Source organism: Staphylococcus sp. AS1337 (genome assembly GCF_051408735.1).
GTDB classification, from domain to species: domain Bacteria; phylum Bacillota; class Bacilli; order Staphylococcales; family Staphylococcaceae; genus Staphylococcus; species Staphylococcus xylosus_B.
The window spans coordinates 381,500-406,000 of record NZ_JBOIHZ010000001.1; the positions used below are offsets into that span (position 1 = coordinate 381,500).

At 31.1% G+C, this 24,501-nt stretch carries 23 protein-coding genes and 1 pseudogene; 18 read left to right on the forward strand and 6 right to left on the reverse strand.

Annotation, left to right across the window (positions count from 1 at the left end; translation table 11 throughout):
• Nucleotides 1–146: 146 nt before the first annotated feature.
• Nucleotides 147–671: a TetR-like C-terminal domain-containing protein gene (locus ACSUE0_RS01720; RefSeq protein WP_436955803.1), complete on the reverse strand. Its 525-nt coding sequence runs from the start codon at nucleotides 669–671 to the stop codon at nucleotides 147–149.
• 175 nt (nucleotides 672–846) lie between these two features.
• Here ACSUE0_RS01720 and ACSUE0_RS01725 point away from each other — a divergent pair, with 175 nt between their 5' ends.
• Entirely contained in the window at nucleotides 847–2,340 is a 1,494-nt protein-coding gene (locus ACSUE0_RS01725) for a CoA transferase (protein ID WP_436955805.1), read from the forward strand.
• Between the two features lie 140 nt (nucleotides 2,341–2,480).
• Here ACSUE0_RS01725 and ACSUE0_RS01730 read toward each other — a convergent pair whose 3' ends face one another.
• On the reverse strand, nucleotides 2,481–3,968 hold the full coding sequence (locus ACSUE0_RS01730; protein ID WP_436955806.1) for an MFS transporter: 1,488 nt from the start codon (nucleotides 3,966–3,968) through the stop codon (nucleotides 2,481–2,483).
• Between the two features lie 96 nt (nucleotides 3,969–4,064).
• A complete protein-coding gene (locus tag ACSUE0_RS01735) occupies nucleotides 4,065–4,886 on the reverse strand; it encodes a MerR family transcriptional regulator (RefSeq protein ID WP_153672617.1) in 822 nt (273 codons plus the stop codon).
• 103 nt (nucleotides 4,887–4,989) lie between these two features.
• Between ACSUE0_RS01735 and ACSUE0_RS01740 the strand changes: the two are divergent.
• Nucleotides 4,990–5,145 (forward strand): annotated as a pseudogene (locus ACSUE0_RS01740) (biotin synthase BioB); the annotation flags it as partial.
• Nucleotides 5,146–5,323: 178 nt separating this feature from the next.
• Here ACSUE0_RS01740 and ACSUE0_RS01745 read toward each other — a convergent pair.
• The 3 genes from ACSUE0_RS01745 to ACSUE0_RS01755 all read right to left on the reverse strand — a co-directional run bounded on the left by ACSUE0_RS01745 (nucleotide 5,324) and on the right by ACSUE0_RS01755 (nucleotide 8,094).
• Nucleotides 5,324–6,754 (reverse strand): YfcC family protein, encoded by a 1,431-nt coding sequence (locus ACSUE0_RS01745; RefSeq protein ID WP_436955808.1) that lies wholly within the window; start codon nucleotides 6,752–6,754, stop codon nucleotides 5,324–5,326.
• 422 nt (nucleotides 6,755–7,176) lie between these two features.
• On the reverse strand, nucleotides 7,177–7,443 hold the full coding sequence (locus ACSUE0_RS01750; RefSeq protein ID WP_119604193.1) for a helix-turn-helix transcriptional regulator: 267 nt from the start codon (nucleotides 7,441–7,443) through the stop codon (nucleotides 7,177–7,179).
• A 93-nt stretch (nucleotides 7,444–7,536) separates the two neighbouring features.
• Complete coding sequence (locus ACSUE0_RS01755) at nucleotides 7,537–8,094, reverse strand: helix-turn-helix domain-containing protein (protein WP_017723573.1); 558 nt, start codon at nucleotides 8,092–8,094, stop codon at nucleotides 7,537–7,539.
• Between the two features lie 555 nt (nucleotides 8,095–8,649).
• Between ACSUE0_RS01755 and ACSUE0_RS01760 the strand changes: the two genes are divergently transcribed.
• The 16 genes from ACSUE0_RS01760 to ACSUE0_RS01835 all read left to right on the forward strand — a co-directional run bounded on the left by ACSUE0_RS01760 (nucleotide 8,650) and on the right by ACSUE0_RS01835 (nucleotide 24,346).
• The gene (locus ACSUE0_RS01760) at nucleotides 8,650–9,201 is read left to right on the forward strand and encodes an NADPH-dependent FMN reductase (protein WP_107552287.1); all 552 of its coding nucleotides are present in this window, start codon (nucleotides 8,650–8,652) and stop codon (nucleotides 9,199–9,201) included.
• A complete protein-coding gene (locus tag ACSUE0_RS01765; protein ID WP_436955811.1) occupies nucleotides 9,198–10,814 on the forward strand; it encodes a BCCT family transporter in 1,617 nt (538 codons plus the stop codon). The genes ACSUE0_RS01760 and ACSUE0_RS01765 overlap by 4 nt, the downstream gene beginning before the upstream one ends.
• 6 nt (nucleotides 10,815–10,820) lie before the next feature.
• On the forward strand, nucleotides 10,821–11,948 hold the full coding sequence (locus tag ACSUE0_RS01770) for an LLM class flavin-dependent oxidoreductase (protein ID WP_017723569.1): 1,128 nt from the start codon (nucleotides 10,821–10,823) through the stop codon (nucleotides 11,946–11,948).
• 19 nt (nucleotides 11,949–11,967) lie between these two features.
• Entirely contained in the window at nucleotides 11,968–12,546 is a 579-nt protein-coding gene (locus ACSUE0_RS01775; RefSeq protein WP_436955813.1) for an amino acid synthesis family protein, read from the forward strand.
• On the forward strand, nucleotides 12,547–13,359 hold the full coding sequence (locus ACSUE0_RS01780; protein ID WP_436955815.1) for an alpha/beta fold hydrolase: 813 nt from the start codon (nucleotides 12,547–12,549) through the stop codon (nucleotides 13,357–13,359).
• A gap of 19 nt (nucleotides 13,360–13,378) precedes the next feature.
• Nucleotides 13,379–14,839, forward strand: a complete 1,461-nt coding sequence (locus ACSUE0_RS01785) for an aldehyde dehydrogenase (RefSeq protein WP_436955817.1) — start codon at nucleotides 13,379–13,381, stop codon at nucleotides 14,837–14,839.
• A gap of 891 nt (nucleotides 14,840–15,730) precedes the next feature.
• The gene (bioD, locus tag ACSUE0_RS01790; protein WP_017723565.1) at nucleotides 15,731–16,402 is read left to right on the forward strand and encodes a dethiobiotin synthase; all 672 of its coding nucleotides are present in this window, start codon (nucleotides 15,731–15,733) and stop codon (nucleotides 16,400–16,402) included.
• Nucleotides 16,395–17,753, forward strand: coding sequence for an adenosylmethionine--8-amino-7-oxononanoate transaminase (gene bioA, locus ACSUE0_RS01795; RefSeq protein ID WP_436955819.1), 1,359 nt, complete (start codon nucleotides 16,395–16,397; stop codon nucleotides 17,751–17,753). The genes bioD and bioA overlap by 8 nt, the downstream gene beginning before the upstream one ends.
• 1 nt (nucleotide 17,754) lies before the next feature.
• A complete protein-coding gene (gene bioB, locus ACSUE0_RS01800) occupies nucleotides 17,755–18,744 on the forward strand; it encodes a biotin synthase BioB (protein WP_436955821.1) in 990 nt (329 codons plus the stop codon).
• Entirely contained in the window at nucleotides 18,741–19,874 is a 1,134-nt protein-coding gene (locus ACSUE0_RS01805) for an aminotransferase class I/II-fold pyridoxal phosphate-dependent enzyme (RefSeq protein ID WP_436955823.1), read from the forward strand. The genes bioB and ACSUE0_RS01805 overlap by 4 nt, the downstream gene beginning before the upstream one ends.
• On the forward strand, nucleotides 19,867–20,550 hold the full coding sequence (locus ACSUE0_RS01810; protein ID WP_436955825.1) for a 6-carboxyhexanoate--CoA ligase: 684 nt from the start codon (nucleotides 19,867–19,869) through the stop codon (nucleotides 20,548–20,550). The genes ACSUE0_RS01805 and ACSUE0_RS01810 overlap by 8 nt, the downstream gene beginning before the upstream one ends.
• Nucleotides 20,551–20,570: 20 nt before the next feature.
• Nucleotides 20,571–21,053, forward strand: coding sequence for a QueT transporter family protein (locus tag ACSUE0_RS01815; protein ID WP_436955827.1), 483 nt, complete (start codon nucleotides 20,571–20,573; stop codon nucleotides 21,051–21,053).
• A 95-nt stretch (nucleotides 21,054–21,148) separates the two neighbouring features.
• Nucleotides 21,149–22,264 (forward strand): efflux RND transporter periplasmic adaptor subunit, encoded by a 1,116-nt coding sequence (locus ACSUE0_RS01820; protein ID WP_436955829.1) that lies wholly within the window; start codon nucleotides 21,149–21,151, stop codon nucleotides 22,262–22,264.
• Nucleotides 22,261–22,941: an ABC transporter ATP-binding protein gene (locus tag ACSUE0_RS01825; RefSeq protein ID WP_119614032.1), complete on the forward strand. Its 681-nt coding sequence runs from the start codon at nucleotides 22,261–22,263 to the stop codon at nucleotides 22,939–22,941. Before ACSUE0_RS01820 ends, ACSUE0_RS01825 begins: the two co-directional genes overlap by 4 nt.
• On the forward strand, nucleotides 22,938–24,113 hold the full coding sequence (locus ACSUE0_RS01830) for an ABC transporter permease (RefSeq protein WP_436955831.1): 1,176 nt from the start codon (nucleotides 22,938–22,940) through the stop codon (nucleotides 24,111–24,113). Before ACSUE0_RS01825 ends, ACSUE0_RS01830 begins: the two co-directional genes overlap by 4 nt.
• Nucleotides 24,114–24,244: 131 nt before the next feature.
• Nucleotides 24,245–24,346, forward strand: coding sequence for a type I toxin-antitoxin system Fst family toxin (locus tag ACSUE0_RS01835; protein WP_002495781.1), 102 nt, complete (start codon nucleotides 24,245–24,247; stop codon nucleotides 24,344–24,346).
• Nucleotides 24,347–24,501 lie beyond the last annotated feature (155 nt).

A 24,501-nucleotide genomic window follows, 5' to 3' on the forward strand; every position in this document is an offset into this window, starting at 1 on the left:
TTTTATATTCATAGTCCAGTTCTTGTGAAGTGAATTTCAAACTGACATTAGGTGATAATACTACCGTTTTAATCGGGTTTCAATATTTTTGCTTAAATACTTAGAAAATATTTTTACGTTTTTATTATTTGAAATTTCAATAAATTTTATTTTTCTAAAACACTTATTGGACCATTTGAATTTATAAAAATCATACTATGTGTTAAATCAATAGGTGACATTTCAAAATCAGAAAGTACCCATTCATAGATGATGCCGGTATAAGCAGAAGCTATATAAGTACATAAGAATTGGTCATCAATTTCTAAATTGTGGTTATTAACTATAGTATTGCTTAAAAAATTAATATAGTTTTCTTTAAAATAGTTATACATGTCTAAATTGAATCTAGTGTCATTCAGTATTAAAGTTTTGAATAAATAGCGATGATGAATAATATAATGAAAGACTTGGTTTGCTAAGTACAATTGAGCATCTAAAATATTTTGATGCTTATTAAAGAAGATATAAGGGTTACCAAATAATTCGTTGAGTGTTTGTGTTTTAATGTTTTTGTATAACATCTCAATATTTTTATAGTATTTATAGAATGTAGCACGTGTGATATTAGCCTTGTTGCATATATCAGATACTGTAATGTCAGTTAAAGCGCGTTTTTCTAGTAATGACAACACCGAAGCTATAATGCTTTTTTGGGTTTTATTTCGTTTATTTGTATAAATAAAAAACACTCCTTAAAAATAAACAATTATAAACAAAATGTATATTTTTGAACTTTCGCTTACTTTAATGAGTATAACGAAATAACTATAATGAAATAAAGCTATTGAGAAAGAAGGAAAAGAAATGCTAAATAAAGACTTAAAAACAGTGCTACTACACAATTATCGGAATCGTATAAATAAAGACGATGATTTTGATATTAATTCTGAGTTAGAGAAATTGTTGAATGATATTGGCTATTCAACTGCGGATGCTGGTGGGGAAGTTACATTCTATGGTAAGGATCCAATCCAACCTAGTACACTAAGGATTGCTTCATTAGCTGGTATAGGCTTAGCTGCCAAATCTGTTGCGCTTGCTTCCTTATGGCAAAACAGGGGAGGTAATGGGCAGGATATTTATGTAGATATAAGAAAGGCATTGAAACGTTTATCTCCTTTTTATGAAAGAAAATGGGAAACATTAAATGGATTTCCTGCTAAACAGCAATATTTTCCAAATAATCCAACGCGGTTTAGTTTTTACCAAACAAAAGATAATCGATGGGTGATGCCATTAAATCCTTACCCAAGTTCACATAGACATACGCTTGAACTCATCAAAGCATTACCAAACAAACAGTCTGTTGCTCATGCGATTAAACAGTGGGACGCGAAAGATTTGGAAGAAGCTGCTGCAGAAAAAGGTGTCGTCATGCCTATGGTAAGAACATTGCCTGAATTTATGCAAGAAGAACAGTTTGAATATATCGCTAAAGAACCACTTGTTACGATAGAGAAAATTGGCGAGTCAGAACCCGAGAGCTTCAGTGAAAACCCTCAACAACCATTGGATGGCATCCGTGCATTAGGCATGGGACATGTAATTGCTGGTGCAGGTTTAGGAAGAGGCTTAGCTTTACATGGTGCAGATGTATTAAATGTTTGGAGACCTTCTGAGCTAGAAGAGGAAACGTTATTATTAACTTCACATATCGGCATGAGATCAACCTATTTAGATATCGACCATTCAACTGAACATCAACAAAAATTTGATGACCTATTAAAATCAGCAGATATCTTTTTCATGAATAAAAGATACGGTTTCATGCAAGAGAGACATTTAACACCTCATGAACTTGCCGAGAAAAGACCGGGAATTATTCATTGTTCTGTTAATTGTTATGGTGATCAAGGGCCTTGGTCAGATAGAAATGGTTTCGATCAAACTGCAGGAAGCGCTATGGGTGTTATGGCATTAGAGGGTACAGAAAACCAACCTAAGTTACCACCAATCGTGGTTGTGAATGATTATGTCATATCATGGTTGTTAGAAACTGGAGCAATTAAAGCGTTAGAAAGAAGAGCAAAAGAAGGCGGCAGTTATAGAGTTCAGGTTAATTTGAGTCGCGTTTCACTCTATTTAATGTCATTAGGTATTTTTGAAAAATCATATGTAAATGATGTTTTTAATACGACAGATACGCATGCAATTGTCGCTCCTGACCAATTTGAATCTGAGACACCACTCGGACATTATATCGGAGTGACTGACCAAGTTACAATGTCAGAAACACCTGGTCATTACCATACTACGTTAATTCCTAGAGGATCTAGTAAACCAGAGTGGTTATCGTAAGATTTAAAGTATAGATAATTTCTATGCGGATTGTAGTTAGTTTGAGAACTAGGATTGTGTTTAACAATGATATAACAACAAGAATAAAGCAGATGAAGTGTTCATAGATTGAACGTTTCATCTGCTTTTTATACTCTTATTTATTCAGACAGTCGCTTATGTTTTAAGTCCATCCATATTAATAAGATAATGGTGAATGCTAGTGACAAAATACTTATAATAATAATGAGTGAAAAGGCATTGTCATATGCTGCTTTGCCAGCTTCGATAAGTTCTTTGCTAATAGATAAAGGAAGTTGTTCTGCTTGAACCAATGTCTCATCTAAACTGCCTTTTGCCTTAGATAAATCAACAGAATTACTATTAAAATCAAAGAATAAACTGTAGAAAACAGAGAATAATCCACCTAAAATAGCGATGCCTAATGATCCACCAAATTCAAATGACACTTCTTCAATGGAAGCGGCCATACCTGAATTCTTATCATCAGCATTTGACATAATAGCGTTAGATGCTAGCGTCATTGCGCCACCTAAACCAAGACCAATTATGATTAAAGTAACAATTTGTATGGCTAAATGTGCATGTAAAACCCAATAAAATGTTGATATGCCAATAAAGGCCAGTAGTAATGTTACCCATTGTAGTTTTAATGTACCAAATTTAGTTAATATGATACCAATTAAAATTGCGCCTACCAGTGAGGCTAAGGCCATCATCATTATTGTTAACCCAGCATTTAATGGTGTTAAGCCTAAAACAAGTTGTAGCCTTTGAGAAAGAATATATTCAAATCCCATCAATATAAAAGAAGTTGTAATAGCAACGATAGTACCGCCCGTAAAGTATGGATTTTTAAAGATTGCTAAATTGATTAATGGAAATTTTAATCTATTTTGTCTTCTAATGAACATAATTATAGCAATGAGTCCAATAGCGAAAGCACTGAATAATACTGCTGAATTATTTTCTGGTTTAGCTAATTCTTTGATTGCAAATACGACTGTAATCAGACCTACCATGATTTGGAATGAGCTTATAAAATCCCATGTACCATCTTTATTTGTAGGATATTGAGGTATTAAAATATAAGAAATAATTATGACGATAATCACAACAGGTATATTGATAATAAATACAGATGGCCATGAAAATTTCTCTAATAATAGGCCACCTATTACAGGACCTAAACCCGCACCAGCTGCGGTAATTGCCGACCAAATACCAAGTGCTAATGCACGTTCTTGGTAATCTTTAAATGTTAATTTTATAATTGATAGTGTTGAAGGCATCATTGTAGCAGCACCTATAGCTAATAATACTCTAGCCAATATTAATACAGTTGGTGTCGTAGCACTTGCTGCTAGTAATGAAGCGCCACCAAAAATAGCCAAACCAAGTAAAAACATTTTCTTATAGCCTACATAATCTCCCAATGTACCAAGACCAGGCAGTAACCCCGCAACTACTAAAGCATAGGCATTAACAATCCATAATTTTTGTGTAGCAGTCGCTTCTAAATCATGTGTTAGCAATGGTAGAGCAGTATATAAAACTGTCATGTCAATCACGATTAAAAATAATGCACTAGAGACCAAACATAAGATTATCCACTTTTTAATATTCATAACAGTCACCTACTTTCCATATATAAAAATATAAACTATATGGTAACCATATAGTCAAGAATGGTTTTGTAAGTTTTTATAAAAAAATAGAAGATGTTAAATTTTTTCGACTGCTATAGAAATTTTTGTGACGTATTTATCGGGACCATTAGTACTGATTTCATCAACAACATATTCTTCAAAGCTGTCACCAATCATTTTAAATCGATTGCTTATTAAATAATCTTTAATTTTTTTATGTGTTTTGTATAACGTTTCATCAGGACCTTCATGGTAGGCAATAATGTATTGTCCTTCTTCCCTAGTAAAATGTGATTCTTCTATATTTTGTTTTACTTGAATATAAAAATTTGAGAACTCAGTATATTTATCGTTTTGAATATTATTTTTAGCAATGATTACACCAATAGGATAACCAGAGTCTAGATGATTATGCTTTATAAAATTAATAAAAGACATGAGTTTATGCGATGAAGATTTAAGTGTTACGTCGCCTATAGTATCACTTAACAAATAATATTGTGTTGGTAACGTTATAATATCTATAGTAGAAAAGTCGGCTTTGTAAGACTCATATAAATAACTCTTTTTATTTTGTATGGTTAGTTTTTGTTGTTTTAATTGTTGGATTTTCAAATCTATTTCTATTTCTTTGTCAGTTAACAAATTAATTGTTTTAGGTAGTGATCGGATATCTAAAAATTCCTTTATTTCAATAAGCGATAAACCAAGACCCTTCAATATATCAATCACACTAAATATTTCTAATTGTTTTAAAGTGTAAAATCGATAGCCTTTGTCATTTCTGTACTGAGGCTTTAAAATACCAATTTCATCATAATGGAAAAGTGTTTGCTTTTTTACACTACATAATTCAGCGAATTCTCCCGTCGTAAATAAAGTTTCAGCTAAACTCATGGTTACCTCCTGTGTGATAATAATATGTAAATTACTATAATTATCATTCAGCAATAAAAAACATTCAAATATTTAGTGGGAAAAATTGGTTTATTACCTTAATAAAGAGGTTAATTTACGCTCGCTACAACTACTAGCTTTAAAAGCTGCAAATTCAATATTCGTGGGAGATTATCTTATTACAGGTGATCAGCCGAATAAATTAGATTATAAAATGATAGAAGATTTAGGCTTTAAAATTGATTTTGGTAACCATTGATTACCAATAAAGTAGCACATAGTATAAAAATTTTTAATGCAGTTTGATTTAACTCATACAATAATAAAGGGAACAGGAGAAACTAGTAATAAGTTTATCTTTTGTTCCCTCAAAATTAAACATTGTCACAAAAAGACATATATATTGTTAAGATCTTACTATGTTATAAAAAAGCTATTTAAGACCATCCACTAAGTTGTGCAATAATCAATGTAATGATAGAAATAACTGCCCATATTATAAAGAGTGGGAAGAAGAAGCGGATCCATTTAGTATAAGAAACGCCACCTATGGCCAAGGCTGCCATAAAGTAACCACTTGTAGGATAAAATATGTGCGTGAAGCCATCGCCAAGTTGGAACGCCAAGACAGCAGTTTGTCTAGTAACACCTAACATATCAGCTAAAGGAGCCATAATTGGCATTGTAACCAACGCTTGCCCACTACCAGAAGATATTATGAAGTTAATAAGCACTTGTACTGCATACATGCCAATGACTGCAATGGTTGGAGTAGTACCATCAATAACTGAACCAAGTCCATGAACGATGGTGTCCATAATCTTGCCGTCTTCAAGAACTACAGCAATGGAACGTGCAAGGCCAACGATAATTGCACCCATGAGTACATCCTTAAAGCCATCATTGAATGCTTCGCAAATAGTTTGTGTTGATAGGCCTGAAACGAATCCAACGATGACGCCCATGAATATAAATAAACCGGCCATTTCTACCATGAACCATCCTTGGGTAGTGACGCCGTATACCAGGATAATAAAGAAGACAAAGATAACAGCGATCCCCCATTTTTGTCTTGTTGTAGCTTTAGTTGGAGCATGTTCTGTAATGTGCTGATATAGCTCTCTTTTTTCTGAATCATCCTCATATACGGGGCTTAAAGTAGGTTGTTTATGAACTTTTTTAGCATAACGCATAATGAAAACAATTGTGACTGCTAACACTACGATAAATAAGATAATCCTTAAACCAATACCTGAAAATACAGGGATTCCAGAAAGCTTTTGTGCTAATCCCGTATTAATAGGGTTAAGAACACCTACTGTAAAGCCGACAACTGTTCCACAAAGAGCAATCGCTGTGGCAGTTATAGAATCATATCCTAAAGCGATGACGAGTGGAATGATGACAGGAATATAAACTAGCGATAATTCTGCTGTACCAATTAAAGTAGCTACAATAGCAAATACTGTAGTTAACACCGGAATAATAAATATACTTTTATAAATAAAACGACGTGTTAAGTTATCAACAGCAATTTCGATGATACCCGTTCTTCTAAGTACCATGAACATGCCACCAATAATTAATGTAAAGAATACGATTTCCCCAGCTTCAATAAGTCCTCTAGGAATAATCGATATAAAGTCGACTATGCCTACTGGTGCAGAAGTAATGTAGTGAAATGAATCAGCATCCACCATTTCTCTACCTTCAGGACCCTTAATTCTCTTGAATTCACCTGATGGAACAATATAAGTAGCAAGCGTAGCGATTACACCAAAAATAAATAAAATGACATAAATGTGTGGCATTTTAAATTTTTTCTTAGGTTTTAGCGCATGATTGCGTCCTTTATTGAAGTAACTCAAATAACCTCCCCCTTATATAAATGCTAAATAAATTAAATTTACCATAAAATAATTAAAAATAATTTGTTGAATTCTGAAAATTTAGAAATATTTTTGTTGATTTTTACATTTTAATATACATATGAAATATTAATTTACAAAGATAAATAAAAAATAAATGATTATTTATTTTTAATGGCATATAAATATCTGAATTTTTTATTCAATAATTGCTAATTTAACAGTTAATTATAGTGAATTATATGTATAGTAAAATTAATTTGAACAAGCAAAAGTAATATAGAACTTTTATTATTTGAAAAGTATTTGATTTTGAAATAATTAAAAGACCCTTTATTAATAAAGAGTCTTTTAAAATAACTTCTGAGAAACTTCGATTAAGTTAAGTATATGAAACTGTTTAATAATCATAATTTTAATATTTAAAAAGAATAGCCTCTATCTATTGCAAGATTTCTTTTGGCATTATATATAACTTGTTCTAATTCAACATCATATAAATCACATAATTGCATGTAAATAGGTAGTGGCAGATTTGAATTTTTTCCTCTTTCAATTTCTAGGAGGTCGCTAATACTAATATCTAAGACGAGAGCAATATCATGTTTTTTAAAATTTTTATTTTTTCTCAAGTTCATTAATTCATGACAAACGTACTTTTGGATTGTTTTAGCTTCTATTTTATTCATACAAGCACCTCCTACTAAATTGAATTTATTTAATATTATAACGAATAAATTTTTTTGTAAAATATTAAAATCATAATCTTTAAATTTAATTATTTAATAGGTAGGTGGATATACTACCCAGATTACTTTCAAAGTTTTATCGCTATTGTTTTTCCAAGCATGAGGAGATTGACTGCAAAAAGATATAGAATCATTTTCGTTCAATATATAAATATTATTATTAATTTCAATTTCCATTGTTCCTTGTAATATGGTAACAGTTTCTTCAATACTATTATGAGATAATAAGTCACCACTATTTCCGCCAGGCTTTATTTCACTATAAATCACTTCATAAGGAGCGTTCTCTCTGGTTATCATATAATCTGTAGATTTCTCATCAGGGTAAGAAAGTTTTTTAGCTTCTCCTTTTTTTACAATATAAGGAGTATTCTGAACATCTTCATTCTCGTTTAATAGCATTGTTAAATTTATTGATAGTGCGTCTGTTATTTTTTTTAATGTAGAAATAGAAGCTGAAGTAAAACCTCTTTCAAATTGACTGATAAAGCTGGGTGTAAAACCAGTATCTTTCGCAAGTTTATTAATAGTTATATTTTTTCCTTTTCTAATATTTCTAAGTTTTTGACCTATTTTTATATCAGTATCCATTGTAATTTTCTCCTTTTTATAATTGACAAATAAAAGCAAAACTATTAATCTGTACTTAATTAAGTGTCACTTAATTATTAGGGTTTGCTTATTTTAATTATAACAAATCGTTTACGGGCCTGTTTAAAAATTTTTAACATTAAATGGAAGCGCTTTCTTATAAGGGGGAGATTATTAAATAAGAGTAATTTATGACAACTTATAAATTCAGAATATTTAGTTTATTTTATTGGAGATGTCTAAGTTATTTTTATTAGCGAAAAGGTGGGGATAAAATTGTCTTGGTACAACCAAATAATTCATAATACAGATCTTGAATTTTCAAGCTATTGCAAGAATATGTATAAAGTTAACCGTGGTATATATAACACCATAGATTCGTGGTTTTATAATCAAGGGGTTAAAAATATTCTTCATAGAAGAAAAAAAATTATAGATTTTCTGAATTATTTACAAAGCAAAAATACATTGTCTTTTGGAAAAGGTGGATTAACGCACAAATTAAATGAATTCAATAATTCTTCAAGAATATGAATTTATTAAGGGGGAATATTCATGAAATTATTAGGCATTTCAGGTACTATTATAGGTTCGAAAACGGAAGTTGCAGTAAAGAAGGCTATAGAATATATGAATGAGGATGTCACTACAGAGTTTATAAATTTGAAGGATTATGATTTAGAATTTTGTGATGGTAGACCTATTTCAGAATATAACAATGACACACAAGAATTAATAGGAAAAATTTGTGTTGCAGATGCATATATTTTCGGTACGCCCATTTTTCAAGGTTCTTTTACTGGTGTATTAAAAAATCTATTTGACTTAATACCACCGAAGGCAATGAAACGTAAAATTATAGGGTTTATAGCTACTGGTGGAACGTTTCAACATTATCTTGTTGTTGAGAATCAGTTGAAACCAATAGCAGGATATTTTAGAGCTTATATCGCACCTGGAAATGTTTACTTAAATGATTCTCATTTTAATTCCGATAAAGAAATTATAGATGCAGACGTAATATATAGATTGAAAGAACTATCAATAGAAATGGGATTTATGCAAAAACAACTAGCGCATACGGAGCACACTGAGGTAGCAAAATGAAAAAGGAAGGGTGGAAAAGTAAAATAGATTGGCCGGTATTTAGTTTTAGTGGAGGAGTATTAATGTTGTTTGTTGTAATGTCCTCACTATTTACCAAAGCTACATCGAAGTTTGTTGAAAAGGGGTTTCAAATTTCAATTACTTATTTTGGTGCATTTTGGCAAATTTTATTACTCGCTACTTTTGCAGTAGGGCTATTTTTAATTTTTTCAAAATATGGGCGTGTACGTCTAGGTAATACTTCTAAACCTGAAATGGGTTTTTTTAAATGGGCAGCTATTGTCATAACAGCAGGATTAGGTGCGGGAGCTATATTTTGGGCAGCTGCTGAACCTATGTACTATTTCATTGACGTTCCACCAACTATGGACTCTAATATTGAGAACAAAAGTACTGAAGCAATACCAGCGTCAATGGCACAAAGCTTTACATCGTGGGGGTTTACAGCTTGGGCAGTATATGGAGCAGTAAGTGGCATTATTATAATGTATGCGCACTATAATAAAGGGATGAAAATACGCCCTAGAACATTATTATACCCAATATTTGGTAAGAAAATTGAAAATAATTCTACAGGATCGTTGATAGATGTACTTTGTATCCTAGGAGCTGTAGCTGGAACAATTGGAACAATTGGTTTTTTTGGTTTTCAATTTAGTTATTGGATGCATAGTATTTTTGGAGTCCCTGATAATATAATTACCCAAATTTTATCTGTAGTAGGGTTAATAATAGTAGTAACTATATCTGCAGTTACTGGTATTGATAAAGGGATTCAATTTCTTAGCAAATTGAATATTTGGTTAGCTATAGGAATTGCATTGTTTATTTTATTAGTTGGGCCAGGAAAATTTATAATAGATACATTTATCTCTTCTTATGGTATTTACATCACTCAATTTATAGATATAAGTACTTTTAGAGGAGACGATAAATGGGCTGGATCATGGATGCTTTTCTTTTTTGGGTGGTTTATAGGTTACGGTCCTTTAATGGCTATGTTAGTGGCTCGCGTTTCAAAAGGAAGAACTATTAGGGAAATTTTTATACTTGTTTCCATTGTTGCAGGTGTAGTTTCTCATTTATGGTTTACTATTTTAGGAGGAAGTGGTCTTTTCTATGAAACCAAAAATCCGGGCGAAGTTAGTAATCCTCTATCAGAAAATGGTTTGCCTGCAGCAGTGATTTCAATAGCTACAAATTTACCTATGGGGGCTATTCTTGTCATTGTGTTACTTATTTTAACATTGATTTTTGTTATTACTACTGCGGATACAATGTCATATTCAATATCTATGTCAGTAACAGGTGAAGGAGATCCGCCTAAAATTGTTAGAGTGTTTTGGGTAGTTGTTATGGGGATTATTTCTATAATTCTTATAAATATAGGTGAAGGAAGTATAAATGCGATACAATCATTTATTATTATAACAGCAGTTCCTATTTCAATTATTATGTTACCTGCTGTTTGGACAGCGCCTAAAATTGCACATAAATTAGCAATAGAGCAACAATTAATTGAAGGAACTAATAAAGAAAAAAATTTAAAATTTATAACTCGTAAATCAACAATGACGCTAAATTATAATCAAAATTTTAAAAATAAGGAGTGACTATATATGAAATTTGGTATTTTTGCGAATTGGAATGCACAAAATAGAGAAGAAGAGTTTGATAAAGTATTAGATGAGATGAGAGAACAAGCGGTATATTGTGATCAAAATGGATATGATTCAATTTGGTACACAGAGCATCATTTTGGTCATGAAGGGAATGAAATTATACCGAATCCATTACTAATTGGAGCTGATATTGCTGCACGTACGAAAAATATAAAAATTGGCCAAGCAGCTAACATTGTGACTTTTTGGCACCCACTTAGATTAGCAGAAGACATAGCAATGTTAGATCAAATGAGCAGAGGACGAGTTGAAGTTGGAGTTGGGAGAGGTTTGTATGGAAGAGAAGCAGCCAACCTCAATATAGCTGCGGATCCATCAAATCAGCAACAAAATAGAGCCATATTTGAAGAAACTGTTACAGTATTAAAAAAAGCTTTAACAGGAAACTTTTTTGCTCATCACGGAGAATTTTATAATTTCCCTCCAAAAGGTATTAAATGGGAACATCCGATGAGTCCATCTTCAGAAGATTTTATGGATATAGATAAGGGGGAAATAAATAAAGTAGCTATAATGCCACCTGCTTATCAAAATCCGCATCCTCGGTTTTGGCAAACAATTGACTCAACAACTTCAATCAAGAAAGCAGCTAGCGAAGGAACTAACGCGATATTTTGGATGCCACCAGTAAAAGAACTAAAGAAAAGATTTCATTTATATAAAGATACGGCTTCCGAAGCCCGTGGTAAAGAAGTCGCTTTAGGAGAAGGTATTGCTATAGTTAGAGATTTATATGTTGCAGAAACAATGGAGCAAGCAAGAGAAGATGCTGCTGAAGCAGTATTGAACAATTACAGATGGGTTTGTCATTGGAGAGGGTTAGGTAATTTAATGAACCCTGACGAAGAATTAACAGAAGATCAAGAACTAGATTATGATTTTTTACATCCTAGAAATTTATTATTCGGGACTCCAGAATATGTAACAGAAAAAATTAAAGAATTACAAGACGAGTTAAATTTACAAAATCTTTTATTATGGGTAGATCATAACGGCCTATCCCATGAAAAAAAGATGAAAAGTTTAAAATTATTCACCGAAAAAGTAATGCCAAATTTTAAATAATGGAAAGGCGGAATATATAATGGTAGAAATTAGAAAAATATTTACAACAATTGAAGAAACTTTTATTGAAGGGCAGAAAGAAGTAGAAGTTCCGGTAAAAATGATAATAACTGCAGCAGTAATTAAAAATCCTTGGTATGGAGAAAGATACGTTGAAAACTTAAAACCAGAAATAGATGAACAAGCACCTATAATAGGAGAGACTTTAGTTGAAGAACTATTTAAATATATTAATTCACCAGATGAAGTAGAAGCTTTTGGGAAAGCAGCAACAGTAGGCGTTGATGGAGAAATTGAACATGCTTCAGCCTTTATTCATACATTAAAGTTTGGCAATAAATTTAGAGATTCTGTTGAAGGAAAAAGTATACTTAGCTTTACAAACAAGCGCGGAGGCCCAGGATCTAAAATTACTATACCTATGGTGCATAAAAATGATGATTCAAAACGATCTCATTTTGTTACATTTGAGACAAGTATTGATGATGCACCAAGACAAGATGAAATTGTAGTTGCTATTGGGGTTTCTACAGGGGGACGTCCACATCCTAGAACGGGAGATAGACATCAAGATATGAAAGACATGGGATTACTATAAATGAAAAACGGCATAACATCAGATAATACTTACTATGTGACTGCTGGTACAGGAGACCCTTTAATTTTAATTCATGGTGTGGGGCTTGATCATACAATGTGGAAAGAACATATAAACTATTTTTCAGCATATTATCAAGTGTTTGCTTATGATATGTTAGGTCATGGAAAATCAAGTAAGCCTGATAAAGAAAACTATGAATTACAAGATTTCACAGAACAATTATTGAATTTTATGAATGAACTTAATATTCATGAATCCCATGTTTTAGGGTTTTCCATGGGGGGGATGGTAGCACAGTCATTCGGTAGTGTTTATAAAGAAAAAGTTAAATCACTTATATTCTCTAATGCGGTTGCCCATAGAAATGACAGAGAAAGGCTTTCAGTACAAAAAAGAATACAAACTGTAGAGAAATTAGGAAAAAATAGCACAATTGAACCAGCAATAGAAAGATGGTTTAATGATACATTTATCAAAAGTCATTCAAATCTAGTAAATCAAATTAAACAGCGTCTTAAAGACAACGACGAAGACAGTTATTTAAAAGCATATCGAGTTTTTGGAGAAGCTGATCGCTTATTGTGGAAAGATTTATGTGAAATTAACGCTCCTACACTTGTAATAACAGGTCAATTTGATCAAGGCTCGAACATCAGAATGGCAGAAGAAATGGTAAAGCGTATTTCTCAATCAAAATTAATAATCATCCCAGAAGCAAGACATATGTTACCTTTAGAAAAATTTCAGATTTTCAATCAAAACGTACATGGATTTTTACAGAATATTGATAACGAGGTGAAGAATAATTAGTAAATTAAAGCAGTATAATATGTATATTAATGGAAAGTGGGAAAAACCAACAAATAGCTTGTATTTTGATAGTTATGATCCTGCTTCAGGGAAAGCATGGAGCCAAATAGCAAGAGGAAATGAACAAGATGTACAAAAAGCTGTTGAAGCTGCATATAATACATTTAAAAGTTCGTCTTGGTCTGAAAAGACTTTCACTGAACGTGGACAAGTGTTAAGAAAGCTTGGAGACATATTAGCTGAAAAGGTTGATGAATTAGCTGCTTTTGAAACTCAGGATAATGGCAAAGTAATTAGAGAGATGAAGGGACAGCTCAGCTATATGCCACAATTCTTCTATTATTATGCTGGCTTGGCTGACAAAATTAGTGGTGATACATTACCAATTGATAAAAAAGATTTATTTGTTTATACAAAAAAAGAACCAGTCGGTGTTGTAGCAGCTATAACACCTTGGAATTCCCCTTTATATTTAACTTTTCTTAAGTTAGCACCAGCGTTAGCAGCAGGAAATACTATAGTTATTAAACCATCTGAATATACTTCAGCTTCTCTTTTAGAATTTGCTAAGTTAACAGAAGAAGCAGGTGTACCTGATGGTGTTATTAATATTATTACAGGATTTGGTAACGAAGTAGGCGATGCATTAACAACGCACCCATATATCAGTAAAGTAGCATTCACTGGTGGTCCAGAAGCAGCACGTCATATTGTGAGAAATACTGCTGAAAATTTTGCCAAACCAACTTTAGAACTTGGAGGAAAATCCCCCAATATCATTTTTGATGACGCAAATTTAGATAATGCTTTAATGGGCGTTCTAGCTGGTATTTTTGGAGGTACTGGACAGAGTTGCGTGGCTGGATCAAGAGTGTTCCTACATGATGATATCTATGATGAATTTATGGAAAAATTAGTAAAAAGAACTAATTCAATCGTTGTAGGTGACCCTCAAGATGACAGAACTGAAGTTGGTCCAGTAGCTACTAAAGAGCAATTAGAAAAAATTGAAAAATATGTATCAAAAGGAATTGAAGAAGGAGCTAATCTAGTTGTGGGAGGAAAACGACCAGAATATTTAAAAGAAGGATGGTATTTTGAGCCAACAATATTTGAACATACTAGCCATTCTGATTGTTTAGTGCAAGAGGAGATTTTCGGCCCTGTTCTAAGTATTATAAGGTTTAATGATGAAGAGGAAATTATTAGATTAGCTAATGACACACGCTATGGTTTAGCCGCAGGAATTTGGACAGAAAACATTGGAAGAGCACAACGAATGATTGATTCCATTGATTCAGGCATAGTATGGGTGAATACTTATAGAAGTATTTCACCAATGGCCCCTATTGGCGGTTCAGGTATGAGTGGTTATGGCAGGGAAGGTGGTATAGAATCTATTAATGAATATTTAAAAACAAAAACAATATGGATAAATTCCTCATCTGAACAAATGGCCGATCCTTTTGTAATGAGATAAGTTTTAATTTTTAGTTCAGCTATCGTCATTAAATACAGCAATTGAGGTTAGTTGAATTTCAATTGTATTTTTTTCTTTCGTAATAAGTATTTAGATGTTAACGAAGCGCTTAGACCATTGATAAATAACAACCAATTAATTGATATATTTAAAAAAATTCAAAAATTAGGTTTTAATATCGTGGTGCATTCTAATGGAAATGTTGCTATCAAAGTAGTCATTGATACTTGTAAAAATGCTCTTTATTAAAATTTTATTGAGCGTAAATGGTAAATATTTATAAATAATAAAGTAGTAAAGTAAACTTATATTTTATAAGTATGCACAGTAGAACTAAATAACCCCTCACTAACTCAAATAGTGAGGGGATTATTTAGTTCTACCAAAATTGTTTCCATTACCAAACTATTATAAATAATTAAATTTATAATGACTTAATATTGAAAAAAGCTCTTCTAGCATATTTATATAAAGTTTGTGGCCATCATGTTTCAAATTCTATACAATTTCAAAAGTTATCTCATAAAATTATTTTTTTACATTTGCCTTCGCCGGTAACTTCAAATTCCATTTTATATTCATTTTAATGTTTTTGAAATAACGTACAAGACTTTTTGTTCCAATTGTTTTGTAATAGCGGTTAACACCTCAGAATTTAAATTTTGCTATTTATATAACTGAAATATATTAGTCGTTTCATCGACTTTTAGATGTAATGAAACAAGAATTTTTAATAAGTAATATCATACCTATTTATAGTATTAATTGAGAGTTAGTAGAGTGTAAAAAATATTGAATATACAATTTTAGTTATAATAACTTGAAAATATTATTTTTTAAATGTAAACTTTTAATTTATAAAGGTTAACATTTAAAGGGGGAAGATTTTTTATGAATATATTTATTACAAGTACTAATACGAATATGGGAAAGACTTATATAACTAAAAATCTCTTTAAACTATTAAAAGAAAAAGGCTATAATGTATGCATTTTTAAACCGTTTCAAACAGAAGAAATAAATAATGGAAGATACCCTGATTTAGATGTATTTAAAAAAGAATGCTTATTAGATTATAAAATGACATCATTATATAAATTCAGTGATCCAGTATCGCCACATTTAGCGTTTAAAATTGAAAAGAACCAAAAACTAGATAGACAAAAATTATTGCATAGGGTCAAATTTTTAGAAAATAAATTTGATATTGTCTTAATAGAAGGTGCAGGAGGTATTGGGGTACCTATTTATGAATATGATAATCATTTTTATATGACTAAAGATTTAATCAAAGAAACATCTGAACTTATAATTAGCGTTTTACCTTCAAAATTAGGTGCTATCAGCGATGCTATTGTGCATCAAAGTTATATAGATAAGGAAGATCTCCCACCTAATTTACTAATTATGAATAATTACATAAATGACTTTATTGAAAATGATAATAAAAAAACAATTGAAAAAGAAACGGAAAAGGTTGTTTATACTTTCCAAAAGGATGGTATCCACAGTGATTTTTCAGAAGAATTTATTCAATATCTAATCGGAGGAAATAATGAATAATACAAAAGAGTTAAAGATTAAAGACTCAGAATATGTTTGGCATCCATTTACTCAGATGGGCGTTTACACAAAAGATAACCCTATTATTATTGAAAAAGGGAAAGGAAGTTACTTATATGATACAAATGGAAAAAAATATTTAGATGGATATGCTTCGTTATGGGTTAATGTTCACGGACATAATAATAAAAAACTAAATAAAGCGATTAAAAAGCAATTAAACAAAATTGCGCATTCAACACTTTTAGGGTCATCTAATATCCCGTCTATAGAACTTGCAAAAAAACTTGTGAATATTACGCCTGAGAAACTTAAAAAGGTGTTTTATTCAGATACCGGTAGTGCGTCAGTGGAGATAGCTATTAAGATGGCCTATCAATATTGGAAAAACATTGATCGAAATAAATATTCTAAAAAAAATAAATTCTTAACTTTAAAAAATGGATATCATGGAGATACCTTAGGTTCTGTAAGTGTTGGGGGTATAGACAGCTTCCATCAAATTTTTAAAGATTTGATATTTGAAAATATACAGATAGAAAGCCCATCTATATATAAAAGTAGATACGTAAATGAAAAGGATATGATTGATTCAATTTTAAATAGTATTGAAAATATTTTATTAGAAAGAAATGAAGAAATAGCAGGTTTTATTTTAGAACCTCTTATTCAAGGAGCTACCGGTTTGTTCGTTCATCCAGAAGGATTTTTAAAATCTGTAGAAAAGTTATGTAGAAAATATAATGTGCTTCTAATTTGTGATGAAGTAGCTGTGGGATTTGGACGAACAGGTGCAATGTTTGCTTGTAATCATGAAAATGTACAACCAGATATTATGTGTCTAGGTAAGGCAATTACAGGAGGGTATTTACCTTTAGCTGCTACTTTAACTTCTCAAAAGGTCTATAAAGCATTTTTAAGCGATAATCATAGCATTAATACATTTTTCCATGGTCATACTTATACGGGTAACCAAATAGTATGTTCTGTTGCTTTAGAAAATATTAATCTTTTTGAAAAAACAAATCTTATAGCACATATACAAAAAACTTCTGAGACATTAAAAAGTAGATTACACACTCTTAAATCTCATGAAAATATAGGTGATATTAGAGGTAGAGGGCTTATGTTTGGCGTTGAATTAGTAAAAGATAAGCATAATAAAGTAGATTTAGATATAAATAGTGTAGAAAGAATAGTGCGAAATTGTAAAGAAAATGGATTAATGATAAGAAATTTAGAAAATGTTATTACTTTTGTTCCAATTTTAAATATGTCCAATAAAGAAATTAAAAAAATGGTTAATATTTTTGAAAAATCACTACACAATATATTAGATGGGGATGAGTAGCATGAATTTAGCTGAAAGAATTTTACAAGGAGAAACTTTAACTAAAGATATATTATTGAAAATATATGAAGATACTAATATAGATACATTAGATTTATTAAGCGAGGCTTATATATTAAGAAAACATTACTATGGAAAAAAAGTGAAACTAAATATGATCTTAAATGCTAAAAGTGGTATATGTCCAGAAAATTGTGGTTATTGTGGTCAATCTAGAGATATGAAGCAAAAGCAAAGATATGCTTTAGTTCCGGAAGAACAAATTATTAGTGGAGCAAAAGTAGCTCATGAGAATAACATAGGTACGTATTGTATTGTAATGAGTGGACGAGGCCCTAGTAATAAGGAGATCGATCACATAAGTAGAACTGTAGAAGAAATTAAATCAAACCACCCTCAATTGAAAATATGTGCGTGCCTTGGTTTAACTAATGATGAACAAGCTAAAAAACTCAAATTATCTGGCGTTGATAGATATAATCATAATATAAATACTAGTGAAAACTATCATGAAGAAGTTGTAACTACGCACACGTATAAAGATAGAACAAACACTTTAGAAATTATGAAAGAAAACAATATATCGCCCTGTTCTGGTGTGATTTGTGGAATGGGAGAGTCAAATCAAGATATTATTGACATGGCCTTTGCCTTAAAAGAAATCGATGCCGATAGTATTCCTATTAATTTTTTACATCCCATTAAAGGTACAAAATTTGGAGAAATGAATGAATTGACTCCTATGAAATGCTTGAGACTTATAGCTTTATTTAGACTAATTAACCCATCAAAAGAAATTAGAATTGCTGGTGGTAGAGAAGTTAATTTGCGTTCATTACAACCTTTGGCTTTAAAGGCAGCAAATTCAATATTTGTAGGAGACTACTTAATTACTGGAGGACAGCCTAATAAATTGGATTATAAGATGATAGAAGACTTAGGATTTGAAATTGACTCTGGATATAATGAACTGAAAGGAAATGAGGAATGAACTCGAAGAGTAATTTAAAAAAATTACATGAAGAAGGTTTATATAGAAAACTTAAATCTATAGAATGCGTTTGTGATAAATATATATATATAGACGGTAAAAGATATACAAATTTTACCTCTAATGATTATCTAGGTTTAGGACAATTAAAATTTAGTATTCAAGATTTTTCAGAATTTATGAAGATATATAGTCCAAATTTATCTAGTTCTAGATTAGTTAGTGGAAATTCAATAATATATGATGATTTAGAATCTACTATAAGCAACTGGCTTAATTTCAAAAATTGCTTAATTTTTAATAGTGGGTATGATGCTAATTTATCTATATTCAATATTTTTAAAGATGAAGATATATTAGTTTTTTCAGATCAAAAAAACCATGCGAGTATCATAGATGGCATTAGACTCAGTGGTTTAGATAAAAAAATTTATAATCATTTAGATTATAAAGATTTAGAAGAAAAATTAGCATATCATTCAAACAAAAATGTTCAAAAATTAATCGTATCAGATAGTGTTTTTTCGACTAATGGAAATATTGTAAATATAAAAAAATTAGTTGAATTAAAAAATAAATATAACGCAATTCTTTTGATGGATGCTTCTCATAGTTTAGGTTTAAGTATATTTGAAAACTATCATGATGTAGATGTTTTAACAGCTAGTTTATCAAAGGCATGGGTCGCGCATGGGGGGATTATTTTAAGTTCTAATGATATAAGAAAATTAATGATTAATCAGGGACGAACGTTAATTTACTCGAGTAGCTTGCCTATTTATAATTTATATTTTATTAAAAAAAGTTTACAGTGTTTGTTTGATGCTGATAAACGACGAGAAAAATTAACATATTTAAGTGACTATTTTAATAAAAGTTTTAAAGTTCTTTTTCCAAATCAAACAAATTCTGCCTCTCCAATTAAAAAAATTACTTTTGATAGATTAGATGTGGCTAAAAAGATATATAATACACTTTTCGAAAATGGTATTTTTTTAAGTTATTTAAGATATCCAACAGTCGAAAAACCGACATTAAGAATTTCGTTATCTTATTTTCATGATGAAAAAGATATCGATAAACTTTTAGAACTAATCAATCAATATTATCAAGGTGAAAAAAATGTATAGTATTAAGATGCGAGCTAGTAATGAGCAAATTCATATAAGTGGTGCCGAAACCATATGTGAATTTGAAAATTTAGAAAAAAATATTAAAAAATATTTTAATAAAGCTTTTTATCATGAAAACGGAAGTATAGATTTTTTGAATTTAAAAATTGAAAAAATAACAAAACCTATTCAAAATCTAAAAGCTTTACCAATAATCCAGAATCAAAATACTAATATGCAAGATTTGGCTAATAATAGTGGTATTTCTGATAAAGCTTTAAAAAATGGATTTCAATATATTGAAAATGATATCGCTTATACTGGGGCTATTATTTTATCGGCAAAAACAGGAAAGCGACTAGATTCTACTAAAAATAGAGGTGTTAGAGTGACAAATTTTGCTTTTAAAAACAAAAATAAAATCAATGATATCTCTGAACGAGTAAAAGATGCGCTATCAATAGCAACCTGTATAAATTTATTTAATAATGTTAAAGGAGAATTATGTGTATCTGATGACTTAAATTATACTACAGGTTATTATGCTTCTCCCACATTAGGATATAATAGAATATTTAATATTAAAAATAAGAATACACGTGTAGGAGGTAGAATTATTTTTGTTGGTGAAAAAATAGATCTAAAAAAATATATTGCATTTTTAGAGGAAGTACCTAAACAAATAATATATTAATAAAATTAGGAGTGCTTAAATTGTCATCAAAAGAAATAACGCAGATAAGTTGCATTGCAGCAATATTAAGTATATTTGCAATAATAAAAATGCCATCAATTTTACCAGGTTTAGAATTCCAACTTTCAGCACCTGTATCTCTTTTAATTTTAGCTATTTTTGGTATTAAGAAATATTTTATTGGAGGATTGTTATCTAGTTTTATATTATTAATATTAGGTATATTTAATCCTATTAATTTGATTGTGTCTTTCTGCTTTAGGTTTGTAGCAATTTTAGTTATTTGGTTTTTTAAAGTGAATGTTTTTTCTTTGATTATTGCCGCTGTATTAGGTAGTACTTTATCAAGAATTATTTTATCTCAAATTTTGAATTTACCTATTTTAGTCGTAGTTATTAACGCTGCACCAGGGATAATGTTCACTATAATTGTACTGATCCCGTTATATTTGAGTTTAATTAAAAATAATTTAATTAAAAATATTAGTATAAATAAAAATTGAATGAAAAAATAGCATGACAATTATATTGGTTTTAAGGTAATCTATATATAATTGTCATTCTATATTTAAATGGATATACAAGGAGTGTTTGTTAATTGAAGAAAAAATGGATGTGGCTTATAGGAATTGTTGCAGTTATAGGATTGTTAGCTATTGCTTTAGTGTTAAAACAAGCGAATAGTGATGAAAAAGATAAAGACGGTTACGATACATATAAAGTGGAGAAAGAAAGTCCACTTAATTTAGAGGGGAAAGCATCACCTCAAGCAGTAAAAACATATAACAACAATAGTCAATTAGGCACATTTGTAAGTCCACAAGTTGATGATGGTCAATCAGTTAAGCAAGGTGACTCACTCATTAACTATAACGTTAACAACAATAAACGCCAACAATTAGTAAATAAAGTGGACGAAGCACAGCAAGCAGTTAATGAAGATTATAGAAATATTAATCAAGCGCCAAATAACAATGGTTTACAAAAGAAACTGGCACAAGATCAAAGTGCATTAAGCGAAGCACAACAACAGTTGAATCAACACGATAAACAAATCAATGACAGCGTATATGCAGCATTTGATGGTAAAGTAGATATCAAAAATAAGGAAAATGTAGCAGATGGGCAAACGATATTGCAATTGGTTTCAAACGAACCACAAATTAAAACAACTGTTTCAGAATTTGATTTAGAAAAAATCAAAGAAGGAGACAAGGTAGACGTTAAAATCACAAGTAACGGTAAAACAGGTAAAGGGACAATTAAAAAAATCGCAGAATTACCTAAAAGCTATGAAGATCAGTTGAGTGAATCTGGTGCAGCAGGTGGTGCGAGTGCCGGAGGAAGTGGTGATGAAGAAAGTGCTACAACACAGTCATCAAACCCGGTTCAATCAGCACCAAGTGGCGGTAATGATTCAGAGTCATCTAAGTACACAGTGATTATTAGTGATATAGATATTCCAGTACGTGCAGGTTATTCTATGGAAGTAAAAGTACCACTAGACTCTATTAAATTACCTAAATCGGTATTAACTAAAGATAATAATGTTTTTGTCGTTAATAATGATAATAAAGTAGAAAAACGTAATATTAAAATTGATAAAATAAATGGAGAAATTTTTGTTAAAGAAGGGCTGAAAAAAGGTGACAAAGTCCTCAAAAATCCTAAAAACACATTAAATGATGGAGACAAAGTTGAGGTGTCATCATGATAGAACTTGTAGATATCAATCGCCACTTCAAAAATGGGGATAAAGAGAACCATATTTTGAAAGACATTAATATCAACATTAACGAAGGTGAATTCATTGCAATTATGGGCCCTTCAGGTTCTGGTAAGAGTACATTAATCAATATATTAGGGTTTATTGACCGCGGATATGAAGGAGATTACCTTTTTAATGGAGAAAATTATAAAAAAACTTCAGATAATCAGCTCTCAGATATTAGAAATAAGACCGTAGGTTTCGTATTCCAAAACTTTAAACTAATTCAAAATAATACCATTTTAGAGAATGTAAGTATTCCTTTGGTGTATGCTGGTTTAAGACCACAAGCGCGTAAAGAAAGGGTAATCAATACGTTACATGACGTTGGATTATACGATAAAGAGCATCTTGTGCCTAATAAATTATCAGGTGGGCAACAACAACGTGTGGCAATTGCACGTGCCATTATTAATCAGCCTAAATTTATTATTGCCGATGAACCAACCGGAGCGTTAGATTCGAAGACTTCAAAGGATATTATGGAATTATTTATGAAGTTAAATAAAGAGTATAATACGACGATGATTATGGTCACACATGATCGTAAAGTGGCTGATAAAGCCGACCGTATTATTCATATTTTAGATGGACGTGTTCAGCAGGAAGAGGTGGTAGAATGAAGAATTTATCGAATATCATCGCCATCTCGTTCAAATCTATTTTAAAAAACAAACGACGTAATATCTTTACTATGATTGGAATTATTATTGGTATTGCGGCGGTTATAACGATTATGTCATTAGGTAATGGTTTTAAAAAGACTGCGGCAGATGAATTTTCAGATTCAGGTGCTGGTAAAAACTCCGCAATTATTAGCTTTATGACAAGCAATGGAGAAAGTGCGAAAAATAACCCTTTTAGTCAGCAAGATATAGGTATTGTTAAACAAATTGATGGCGTGTCAGATGCCGAAATTAAAGAAACTGAGGATCAAGGTTATTCAGCAAAAATGACAAATCCACAGAAAAAAGGCGACATTAGTATTCTGAAAAAGGACGAAGTAACGAGTCCTGAAGAAGGAAAAGGCTTTAATTCAGAAGATAATGAATTACGAAAAAAGGTCGTAACGGTTGATGATAAAATTGCCAAAGATGTCTTTAATAAAGATGCGATAGGTAAGACGTTGTATATTGATGGCCAAGGCTTTGAAGTTGTAGGTATCGTTAATGATATGATGAACCCAAAAGCTGTTAGCATGCCGTCTCAAACATTTAATCAATATATGGGCAATTTACAACAAGATTTTCCGTCATTGCAATTAACAATTGCCGATAATGCGAATAAAAAAGAAGTAGCTAACAAAGTTGCGGATAAATTGAATAAAAAAGGTTCGGGCATGGGTGACGGTAGCTATAGTTATAATGATACTGAAGAAATGATGAAAGGTATTAACAAAGTATTTGATGGTATTACTTACTTTGTGGCAGCAGTAGCAGGAATTTCGTTATTTATTGCAGGTATTGGTGTTATGAATGTAATGTACATCTCAGTTACTGAACGTACTGAAGAAATAGCGATTCGACGCGCATTTGGTGCGAAAAGTCGTGACATTGAGCTACAATTCTTAGTGGAAAGTGTTGTCCTATGTGTACTCGGTGGTCTCATTGGATTGATTCTAGGTATTTTAATCGCTAGTCTAGTTGATGCGGTCACACCAGATTATATTAAGAGTGTTGTTAGTATCAGTTCTGTAGTCATTGCGGTAGGTGTGTCTATGTTGATCGGTATTGTCTTCGGTTGGATTCCAGCTCGAGCAGCAGCTAAAAAAGAGTTAATTGATATTATTAAATAAATTCTAGGATTATGACAAATTAACATAATTCAACTTGGCGGAAGTGCATACGCTTAGGTGTTTACAGATGATATAATAATGAAGTCGCCTATCTCTCAGGCGTCAAGTTGGCGTAGAGAGGAGGTGTAATTATGCTTGATAACTTTGTTCACATCACGACCACGGCAGCGAGTGGTTGTATCGTAGCGTTATTTGCGCATTGGCTACGCAATCGCAACGATAAGAAAAAATAGGCGACCTTTAGCCAACACCTAAAAAATCCCCTCACTATCGGAAGTAGTGAGGGGATTGGTGTATTATGCTTAATAACTTTGTTAAGTGCATTATAACATCATAGTTGGTAGGAATGCAAAACTTCACTTATGAATTATTTAAACAGATGAATGTA